Here is a 10,662-nt window from a genome sequence, read left to right as displayed (position 1 = left end):
ACGTTGGGCAGGGTAGTAACCTGATTCAGAACGGTATGTGGATTGCAGCGCTCATGTGGTGTCCAGCCTCACCCAGACTGGGGCGCTATACTGCTTCCCAGCCGCAAAGCCAGGTATCTGTGCGGGAGGGGCTGTGAGCGAGAGCCGGGGTTTGCTCGAGCACATTTCTCCTGCCCTGATGGGCTACTTGCTGAGTTTTCTGCCCCAGCACGATCCCCTGGCCGAGAACGTACCGGGCGGACTGCTGACTTCAGAATTGGTAGAACGGCTGCGGGGGGACAACTTTTGTGGCTATGCCCTGGCCCGTTTCTCCGGTGAGGAGCGGGGCTGGCTGGCGTTTTATCGTGGGCGGCTCCTGGAGGCCTGGCGACAGACAACCTACGGCCACCTGTCCGGCACGGTGGCTTACCGGGCGTTGCGGCGCGAGTTTGGCCTGGGTACACTCTCGCTCTACCGCCTTCACCCCGACGACCTGCCCCCGGTGGTGGCCCTCACCCAGGGCTTGTTACGCATGGCCGGGATGTCAGCCAGTAGCGTAGTGATCGAAGACTTGATGGGCTCGTTGATGCAGGAGCAGTTTACGGGCGCGCTGGTGCTCGAGGATGGCCTGGTGGGGCGGGCCTGGTTTTTTGCCCGTGGAAAGCGTCTTTTTAGTGGAGAGTTACCCGCCCAGTTCCGCGAGGGCTCTTTGCATCTGGTACAGGCCCCCAGCAAAGCCCCCCCAGATTTGCTCGAGCAGGCCCGGCAGGAAGACCAGGAGCAGCGCAATACCCGCCTGAATGTGGTCTGGAACGCGGCCCAGGAAGTGCTCCGGGAATACATGGGACGCGGTGCGCCCTCGGCCCTCGAGCGCCTGCGCAAAGTCCATACCGCCGATGACCCGACTACCCTCGAAAAAGCCCTGCGCCGATGGATGACCGAAAGCCTCGAGCCCAACGCGGCTACCCTCTTTGACCGCCTGCTGCGCCCAACGCTTTAGTGGAGACTGGCCTGTGAAAAACCCCTGTTGAGTTCGCAGTTGGTACGGACCTTTGGGTCACGATCTATCTGAGGTTGGATTCACAATAAACGACCCCGACTGGGTTATGCTTACTCCGTAATGGCAACCGACCTCAATCCGTTCGAGAACCGCAAACCACACCATCCCTCCAGGTCGAGGTCTCATCATCCCGACGACTGCCCCGCCTGTAAATTCGCCCACCTCCATCAACACACCCAGTTCAGCCTGCTGGATGGGGCAGCCCGCATCAAAGACTTGCTCGAGTGGGTCAAGAAAGTCTCGCCCGACGAACCCATGCTGGCCATGACCGACCACGGCAACCTGTTCGGGGCGGTGCAGTTCTATAAATATGCCACCGGGATGGAGGTCAAGCCGATCATCGGCTATGAGGCCTATATGGCAGCGGAGTCGCGGTTTGATCGCAAACAAGGGAAGGGGCTGGATGGCGGCTACTTCCACCTGACCCTGCTGGCCCAGAACATGGAGGGCTACCAGAACCTGAGCCGGCTGGCCAGCCGGGCCTACCTCGAGGGTTTCTATGGCAAACCCCGCATTGACCGCGAAATTCTGCGCGAGCACAATGCTGGCATCATCGCGCTGTCGGGTTGTCTGGGGGCTGAAATTCCGCAGTTCATCCTGCAGCAGCGCCACGAAGACGCCGAGAAGCGCTTGCAGGAGTATCTCACGATTTTTGGCTCAGAGCGATATTTTATCGAAATTCAGGATCACGGTCTGGCTGAGCAGCACAAAGTTAACCGAGTTTTGAAGGAATTTGCCGACAAGTACGGCCTGGGCATCGTGGCCACCAACGATGGGCACTACGTCAGGAAAGAGGACGCCGAGGCCCACGCGGTGGTGCTGGCGGTGCAGTCCAAGGCCACCTGGGACGACCCTTCGCGCTGGAAGTTCCCCTGCGACGAGTTCTACGTTAAGAGTCCGGAGGAGATGGTCAGAACCTTTGAAGACGAGAAAGAGCTCTGGGGCAGCCGGATGGATGAGCTGTTTGATAACTCGGTCAACATCGGGCGGATGTGCAGTGTGGAGCTGGTGCCCAAAAAGGTGCAGTACCGCATCCCCAGGTATCCCTTGCCGGAAGGTCGCACCGAGGTTACTTATTTTCGCGAACTCACCTTTGCGGGACTGCTCAAGCGCTACCCCGACCAGGTAACCCCAGAGCTCTACCGCGAGTTCCTGCGCAAAACCGGCAGAACAGTACCGCACGGCGATGGGGAGACCCTGGCCCTTGAGCTGGCCCGTACCCCGGATCTCGAGGCCACCCGCGCCTACCTGCCGGAACTCCGCGAAGGGATGGTCTGGGACGGCTGGGCGATTCTGTCGCGTGCAGTCTACGAACTTTCCGTGGTGGAGCGGATGGGTTTTCCGGGCTATCTGCTAATCGTGGGCGATTTCATCAACTGGGCCAAGGACAACGGGATCTCGGTGGGGCCAGGGCGGGGTTCGGCAGCCGGTTCGCTGGTGACGTACGCCACCCGCATCACCAACATTGACCCCTTGAAGTACAACCTGCTCTTCGAGCGCTTCCTCAACCCGGCCAGAGTCTCGATGCCCGATATTGATACCGACTTTTCCGATGTGAGGCGGGGGGAAGTGATCGAGTATGTCCGCAAACGCTACGGCGACGAGATGGTCGCCCAGATCGGCACCTTTGGCACCCTGGCCTCCAAGGCTGCTATCAAGGACGCAGCGCGGGTCTTTGGGCTGCCGATCAAAAAAGCCGACGAACTGGCCAAGCTAATTCCGGTGGTATTCGGGAAGCCTGCACCCCTTGAAAAAGCCATCGAGACCATCCCGGATCTGCGCAACGAGATGGAGAAAGACCCGCTGGTGAAACGGGTTCTGGAGGTGGCACAAAAGCTGGAAGGTTTGAACCGGCAGTCTTCGGTACACGCGGCCGGGGTGGTGATCTCCGACGTGCCGCTGCAAGACTACCTGCCGCTGATGCGGGCTGGCGAGACCGGCGGTAAGGTCACGCAGTATGACATGGGTTCGGTAGAGGCGCTGGGCTTCCTCAAGATGGACTTCCTGGGGCTGCGCACGCTCTCGTTCCTGGACGAGTGCAGGCGCATCGTCAAGGAATCCCGGGGCGTGGATGTTGATTACGACACCCTTCCCATGAACGACCCCCAGACCTTCGAACTGCTGGGGCGCGGTGAGACCAAGGGCATCTTCCAGCTCGACTCGGCGGGTATGACCAGCGCGGTGCGGGGGCTCAAGCCGCGCCGGATTCAAGACATTATTGCGCTGGGCGCGCTCTACCGGCCTGGCCCGATGGAGAACATCCCTACCTACATCCGCCGCCACCACGGGCGCGAGGGGGTGGAGTTCCCCCAGTTCCCCAGGGCCGAGAAATACATCCGTCCCATCCTGGACGAGACCTACGGGATCCCGGTCTACCAGGAGCAGATCATGCAGATTGCCACAGTAGCGGCGGGCTACAGCCTGGGCGAGGCTGACTTATTGCGGCGAGCGATGGGTAAAAAGAAGATGGAGGAGATGGCCCAGCACCGCGCCCAGTTCAAGCAAGGCGCAGGCGAGAAGGGCATTCCAGAGGATGAAGCCGACCGGCTGTTTGACTTGCTGGAAGCATTTGCTAACTACGGTTTCAACAAGTCTCATTCCGCTGCTTACGCAATCCTGACGTATCAGACGGCCTATGTGAAAGCCCACTTTCCCGTAGAGTTTTTTGCTGCCGTGCTCACGGTCGAACGCGGCGACTCCGACAAGGTGGCCGAGTACATTCGGGCTGCCCGGGGGGTGGGGGTCGAGGTTTTGCCTCCCGACATCAACCAGTCGGGCTTCAGCTTCCGGGCTCTGGAAAACCGCGTTTTGTTCGGTCTCTCGGCGGTCAAGAACGTGGGCGAAACCCCTACCGAACTCATCCTTGGCGAACGGGAGCTGGGCGGGAAATTCCGATCGCTGGCGGACTTCCTCAAGCGGCTGGATACCACGGTAGCGAACAAACGGGTGGTCGAATCACTGATTAAAGCCGGGGCTTTCGATGCTTTTGGTTCCAGAGGCCCCATGCTGGCCACACTGGATGAGCTGCTCAAATGGGCGCAGTCCGAACGGGAGCAGGCCCAGTCGGGAATGATGGGGCTGTTTGGCGAGTCGCTCGAGCCAGAAATTCCCAAGGTTCCACTGCTGGACCCCATTACTGAACTGCGCCTGGAAAAAGAGGCTCTGGGCATCTACGTTACCGGACACCCTCTTTCCCGCTACAAAGGTTTGCGCGAAGCTGCGAGCTGCACGGTGGAAGAACTGCCCCAAACCTACGCCGAACTCAAAGGAAGTCGCAATCGTGCGCGATTGTTGCTGGCCGGGATGGTAGAGGGTATTGCCCGCAAGCCCACCAAATCGGGTGGAATGCTGGTGCGCTTTACCCTGGGCGACGAGACCGGCGCGGTGGAAGTGGTGGGCTTTGGCAAGGCTTATGAAAAAATCTCGCCCCGCATTGGCGAAGATGCAGCGGTACTGGTGGTGGTGGAGGTGGAGCCGGATGGTGAGGGTGAGAGCTTGAGAGTGGTGGCCCAGGATGTGTTCCCCTACAACGAACTCGAGGGCCTGCCCAAGGTGCTCGAGCTCGAGCTCGACATGGCCCTGATAGATGATGAAAAGCTGCTGGATTTGCGCAGCCGTCTGGACGAGTTTCCTGGTATGTTGCCAGTACAACTCAAAGTGCGTGGGCCAGGCGGTTGGGCGATGGTGGAAGCCCGCGAAGTCAAAGCCGCCGAGGAGGCCATTCCACTGCTACAGAGCCTGGACTGGCTGGATGCCCGCCTGATTCCAGACCGCGAGATGCTGCTGGGATATGGCAAATCGGCCGACAGCAACGGGTTTAGAAATCAAAAAGGGCAAGACCAGGGGCCAGTGGTTCCGTTCTAGATGGACAAGTCCGGGTAGGGTGGGCGATAGACCTGTTACGTAAGTGTCCCCTGAACACTCCCGATACTGCCCCATTCTGCAAGAAGGCTAACAGCCCTTTTGCTACTAGAAAGGCTTCCAAACCGGGCTGTTAAGGTCGGTAAGAACATCCGGCGCGTTGAAGTGGTGGCAGCCTGGCAGTGAAATTACTTCGGAGCAGTTATGCGGCCAGGCCTGGTGCAGGAGCTGGCTCTGGCGGTGGAATTCGCTGGACTCGAGTTCCCCCACTGCCAGCACCAGAGGTGCCGCAATCGCTGGCTGCTTAAGAGCTGGGCTGGAAGCCCGGGCACGTGTTGCGTCGAGTCGCAGGTCGGTGTTGAAGGAAACCTGGGTCAGAGGTTCCAAATCGAACAAACCGCTGATGGATACTCCGCCGATGATGGCCCCGGGTGGTACGCCGTAATCAGCCCACTGGGTGGCAAACATCTCACCCGTAAGATGCCCGCCAGCCGAATGCCCGCTGATAATCATGCCCCTGCTGCCCACCCCATACCGGGCTGCATGGTGGAAGAGCCAGGCTACTGCTTTTCGGCACTGCTCGCTGATGTCGGCGATATGCACGGTAGGGCAGAGCGCATAGTTCAGCACGGCCACGCTGATGCCCGCCCGCACCAGAGGCGGGGCGACCCAGGAGAAGTCGTCCTTGTCGAAGGCCCGCCAGTAGCCGCCGTGGATGAACACCAACAGGTAGTGGCTGCTCTGGGCAGGGAAGAGGTCGAGGGTCTCTTTGGGGCCGGTGCCGTAGGCTAGGTTAGCGTGGTATTTCAACCGTTGTTGCGCAGCTCTGGATGCTTCAACCCAGCGCTGGAAGTAATCGGCAGCATGGGGCACCGAGAGTCGGGGGCTGTACTGGAGTTCGTGCCAGGAGGGTTCGGTCATGACGGGTTCCTTCGGGCAGAGGGCGTAGAGCCGAGCGCAGAGAGCTAAAGGATGCTAAAGCATATGCCAGGTTTTTGCCCTTTGCTTCAAACGCTCAAGTAACGCTTCCATAACTCGGGTTGGTCTTTCAGGGTGTGTGAGTTGCCCTGCCAGACCACCCGCCCACGCTCGAGGATGGTGTGCTGGTCGGCCAGAGCGATCAGGCGCTCGACATACTTGTCAATCACCAGAATGGTCTGACCGCTGTCTTTGAGCAACCTCAAGCAGCGCCAGATTTCCTCGCGCAGCAGTGGAGCCAGGCCCTCGGTGGCTTCGTCAAGGATGAGCAGCCGGGGGTTGGTCATCAGGGCGCGGCCAATGGCCAGCATCTGCTGCTCGCCACCGGAGAGCTGGTTGCCCAGATTGTGCTGCCGCTCTTGCAGGCGGGGGAATAGTTGGTAAACCCGTTGCAGCGTCCAGGGCTCGGCGCTCTGGTTGCGGTTGGCCGCGAAAGCAACCAGATTTTCCCTCACGGTGAGGTTGGGGAAGATCTGCCGACCCTCGGGTACCACGGTAACCCCCCTGGCGGCGATCTGCTCGGGCGGAAGGGCCTCGATACGCTGACCTGCAAAAACGATCAGGCCCGAACGCGCGGGGGTCAGGCCCAGGATGGAGCGCACCGTGGTGGTCTTGCCCATGCCGTTGCGGCCCAGCAGGGTGGCAACCTGGCCCTGGTGTATTTGCAGGCTAAGGTTAAACAAGACCTGGCTCGAGCCATAGGCAGTCTGAAGATCCCGGACTTCCAGCAGAATGCTCATGGGTGCCTGCCTCCGTGATCGTCTCCCAGGTAAGCCCTATGCACATCGGGGTTGGCCCGGATTTCTTCCGGATGGCCTGAGGCGATCACCTGGCCATAGACCAGCACCGAGATACGTTGGGCCAGTCGGAATACTGCGTCCATGTCGTGCTCGACCAGCAGGATGGTCAGGTTCTGACTCAACCTTGCGATCAGCTCGACCATCCGCCCCGACTCCTCGGATCCCATGCCCGCCATTGGCTCGTCGAGGAGCAGCATCTTGGGCTTGCAGGCCAGAGCCAGCCCCACCTCGAGCTGCCGCTGCTCGCCGTGCGAGAGTTGTGCCACCATGGTGTGGTTGCGAAAGGTTAAGCCCAGCAGTTCGGTAATTTGTTCGGCTTCTTCGCGCAGGTGCATCTCGCGCTGCACCGGATTCCAGAAGTGGAAGCTGCTACCACTGCGGGCCTGCACGGCCAGCTCGAGGTTTTCCAGCACGGTGTAGTTCTTGAAGAGGTTGGTGATCTGAAAGGTGCGGGCCAGCCCCAGACGCACGCGCTGGTGCTGGGGGGTGTGGGTAATGTCGTGCCCGTCAAAACGAATCTGGCCCCTGGTGGGCTGGAGGGCGCCGCAGATCTGGTTGATCAGGGTGGTCTTCCCGGCCCCGTTGGGGCCGATCAGGGCGTGGATCTCACCCGCATCCACCGCAAGGTTGCAGTCGTTGACCGCTGTTAATCCACCAAACTGCTTGGTGAGGTGCTCGAGGGTCAACAGGCTCACGATCCCCTCCGCCCAAACAGCCCAGCAATTCCTCTGGGGGCAAAGAGCACAATCAGCAAGAGAATCAGACCCACCCCCAGTTGCCAGTAGATGGTGAAGCCCTGCAGGATTTCTTCCACCACCAGCAGCGCTGCGGCTCCCAACACCCCGCCCCAGAACTGACCCACGCCGCCTAGTATGACCATCATCATCAGGTGGCCGGACTGCTGCCAGGCCAGCAGGTTGGGGGAGGCGTACTGGGTGTAATGAGCCATCAACAGCCCTGCCAGCCCCGCCAACGTACCGGCTATCACAAAGGCCACCAGCTGGAAGCGGTAGACTGGATACCCAATCGCGGCGGCCCGCGACTCGTTTTCGCGGATGGCTTGCAGAACCCGCCCAAACCTCGAGTTCACCAGCCGGGCCACTGCGTACAACGCTGCTACCAGCACAGCCAGGGTCAGATAATAGAGGGCGGTGTCGCTCAGCTCAAACAGCCCAAAATCGGGTCGTCGTGCTCGCAGGCCGTCCTCGCCGCCGTACTGCCTGAACGAGATCACCACGAAGTAGATCATCTGGGCAAAAGCCAGGGTGATCATGATGAAGTAAACGCCCCTGGTGCGCAGGCAGATGGATCCGATCAAGAACGCCAGCAAAGCGCAAAGCACCAGGGCGGCGGGCCAGATCACCCAGGCCGAGGTCACCCCTTCGCGGGTCAGGATCGCAACCGTGTACGCTCCCACACCAAAATAGGCTGCATGCCCAAAGCTCACCATGCCGCCGTAGCCCAGGATCAGGTTGAGGCTGCTGGCAGCCAGCGCGAAGATCATGATTTTGGTGATGAGGCCGGTATAAAACTCCAGGCCTGTTGCGTAGGCAATGGGTGGAAATACCAGGAGCAAGCCTAGCGGAACCAGGTATCTCCAGAGGGATCTGGTCACAGTTACCCCGACCCATGGAAGAACGTGGGCTCCTGCGTAGGTTTGCGACCCACTTCTTCGGACAAGCTTACGCTGTAGCTACTTAGAAAAATCAGCCAGTTGCGCCGCATCCATCCCTCCTTGGGCGGTTTTCAAGTGAATTGCATCCCGGGTTGGCTTTGAACACCGTCCTATTGCCACCCGCAGGTTTCGTGAACTGGTGCACTCTCTATAGCAACTGCCCTAGGTACGGGCCGGGAAAAGTCCCTGGGGCTTAAGAAACAACACCACTGCCATCAGCAGGTAAATCAGAATCGAAGCCAGAGCAGGCCCGAGATTTGAGGCCACCTCGGGCGAGGCGACCTGACTGAGCAGCATGGGAAGAAAGGCCCTCCCGGCAGTGTCCACAATTCCTACCAGCAGTGCTCCTACCAGCGCACCTTTGATCGAGCCAATACCCCCAATCACGATCACCACAAAGGCCAGGATCAGGATACTCTCGCCCATCCCCACCTGCACCGCCAGAATCGGCCCCAGGAAGGCACCAGCGATGGCGCACAGGGCAGCTCCAACGCCAAATAGCAGGGTGAACAAGGGTTTGATCGGTACCCCCATGGCCTGGGCCATCTCGCGGTTGGAGGCACCAGCCCGCAGCCACATACCTGCTCTGGTGTAGTTGACCAAAAGTAGCAAGGCCACCGCTACGATCAGACCCACCACAATGATGGTTAAACGAAACGCCGAGTAGTTAAGTCCGGGCAGAATTTCGATAGGCCCCGACAAGCCTTCGGGAGCTGAGAGTAGCAGGGGCTGCGGACCCCAGATAATTCGCACCACTTCGTTGATGATCAGAATCAGGGCAAAGGTGGCCAGCACCTGCGATAGGTGATCTCGCTTGTAGAGCTGGCGCAGTATGGTGAGCTCCAACAACATCCCGATCAGGGCCGTCCCTACTACCGCCAGCAAGACTCCGAGCCAGAACACCCCAGTCAGGCCCACAAAAGTCGCGGTCAGGTAGGCCCCGATCATGTAGAGCGAGCCGTGGGCCAGATTGATCATGTCCATGATGCCGAACACCAGGGTCAGACCTGCGGCCAGTAGAAAGAGCATCAGGCCGAACTGGACACCGTTGAGGATCTGTTCCAGAAACAGGGTTGGAGGCACTGGCCTCTACCTCCTCGATTACCTTAGCCTGCACTGCGTGACATAGGCATCGCTGTGGTTGGTAAAGATGGTTCCGGCCAGCCGGTTGACGATTTCGCCACTGGGGGCTTGGATCACCTGACGCAGGTAGTAGTTCTGGATGGGGAAGCCGTTACGGTTGAATCGGAGGGGGCCTCTGGTGCTATTGAAACCAGCCAGGAAGGCTCTACGCAGATCATCCTTCTTGGAAATGTCGCCACCCACGGCTCTAATGGCGGCATCCAGCATTAGCGCGGCATCGTAGCCCTGCGAGGCGTAGAGGGTGGGAGTGCGATTGTACGCTTTGCGGAACTCCTCCACGAAGCGCTGGTTTACCGGATTGTTGAGTTCCAACGCCCAGTGCGAGCTATTGTAGATGCCCACCATTGGGCGGCCCACTGCCCGGATCACGTCGGAGTCGGCTGAAAAACCCGGCAAGAACAAAGGAATTTCCCGCAGCAGACCGGCCTCGGCATACTGCTTGATGAAGTTCACCCCCATCGCGCCCGGTTGGAAGGTGTAGACCGCTTTGGGTCGGGCTGCACGAATCTGGGCAATCTCGGCAGAGAAGTCGAGCTGGCCGAAGCGGTTATAAACTTCGGCGACGATCCTGCCCCTGAAGAAGCGCTTAAAGCCGGTCAGGGCATCGCGTCCGGCGGGGTAGTTGGGGGCCAGGATGAAGACATTCTCAAAACGGCGGGTGTTGACGTACTGACCCATGGCCTCGTGCAGATTGTCGTTCTGCCAGGCCACATTGAAGAAGAAGGGGTTGCAGCGCTCCCCGGCATATTCCGAAGGCCCGGCGTTCAAGCTGATGTAGTAGACATTCTCCTCGAAGATCGCATCACCCACAGCCAGGAGGACATTGGAGAAGATGATACCGGTCATGAAGTCCACCCGCTCGCGCTTGAGCAGCCGGTCTACCGCTTGTCGGGCTACATCCGGGTTTTGTTGATCGTCGGCCACAACTACTTCGACGGGAAGGCCGCCCAACTGGTTGTTCAGAAGCCGCACTGCCAGGTTGAAGCCATCGCGGGCATCAATTCCCAGGGCCGCGCCGCCGCCCGAGAGGCGCGTGATGCTCGACAGGTCGTACTCGTCGAGCATGTAATAGACGGTCGCCCGCATGTTCCATCCCTCGACGAAATCGGGACGAAGCGCGACGATGGTGTCGAGATACTGCAGGGCGCGGGCGTAGTCCTCGCGCT

Annotated in this window: 8 protein-coding genes; 2 read left to right on the top strand and 6 right to left on the bottom strand. The window is 59.9% G+C overall.

The annotated features are described in order from the left end of the window. The first annotated feature begins 133 nt into the window (after positions 1 to 133). A complete protein-coding gene (locus tag Q0288_RS03145; RefSeq protein ID WP_299427048.1) occupies positions 134 to 979 on the top strand; it encodes a hypothetical protein in 846 nt (281 codons plus the stop codon). A gap of 120 nt (positions 980 to 1,099) precedes the next feature. Beyond that, positions 1,100 to 4,903, top strand: coding sequence for a DNA polymerase III subunit alpha (dnaE, locus tag Q0288_RS03140; RefSeq protein ID WP_299427046.1), 3,804 nt, complete (start codon positions 1,100 to 1,102; stop codon positions 4,901 to 4,903). A gap of 105 nt (positions 4,904 to 5,008) precedes the next feature. Here dnaE and Q0288_RS03135 read toward each other — a convergent pair whose 3' ends face one another. The 6 genes from Q0288_RS03135 to Q0288_RS03110 form a co-directional block, all read right to left on the bottom strand. Beyond that, positions 5,009 to 5,821, bottom strand: a complete 813-nt coding sequence (locus Q0288_RS03135) for an alpha/beta hydrolase (protein ID WP_299427043.1) — start codon at positions 5,819 to 5,821, stop codon at positions 5,009 to 5,011. Between the two features lie 86 nt (positions 5,822 to 5,907). Next, a complete protein-coding gene (locus Q0288_RS03130) occupies positions 5,908 to 6,618 on the bottom strand; it encodes an ABC transporter ATP-binding protein (protein ID WP_299427040.1) in 711 nt (236 codons plus the stop codon). Then, a complete protein-coding gene (locus tag Q0288_RS03125; protein ID WP_299427037.1) occupies positions 6,615 to 7,373 on the bottom strand; it encodes an ABC transporter ATP-binding protein in 759 nt (252 codons plus the stop codon). The genes Q0288_RS03130 and Q0288_RS03125 overlap by 4 nt, the downstream gene beginning before the upstream one ends. Beyond that, complete coding sequence (locus Q0288_RS03120) at positions 7,370 to 8,293, bottom strand: branched-chain amino acid ABC transporter permease (RefSeq protein ID WP_299427034.1); 924 nt, start codon at positions 8,291 to 8,293, stop codon at positions 7,370 to 7,372. The genes Q0288_RS03125 and Q0288_RS03120 overlap by 4 nt, the downstream gene beginning before the upstream one ends. Before the next feature lie 222 nt (positions 8,294 to 8,515). Further along, the gene (locus Q0288_RS03115; protein WP_299427031.1) at positions 8,516 to 9,436 is read right to left on the bottom strand and encodes a branched-chain amino acid ABC transporter permease; all 921 of its coding nucleotides are present in this window, start codon (positions 9,434 to 9,436) and stop codon (positions 8,516 to 8,518) included. A gap of 18 nt (positions 9,437 to 9,454) precedes the next feature. After that, positions 9,455 to 10,582, bottom strand: coding sequence for an ABC transporter substrate-binding protein (locus tag Q0288_RS03110; protein WP_299427050.1), 1,128 nt, complete (start codon positions 10,580 to 10,582; stop codon positions 9,455 to 9,457). Positions 10,583 to 10,662 lie beyond the last annotated feature (80 nt).

It is taken from the genome of uncultured Meiothermus sp. (assembly GCF_937863175.1).
In the GTDB taxonomy this organism is placed as follows: Bacteria; Deinococcota; Deinococci; order Deinococcales; family Thermaceae; genus Meiothermus.
This window is presented reverse-complemented; position numbering and strand designations above follow the sequence as displayed.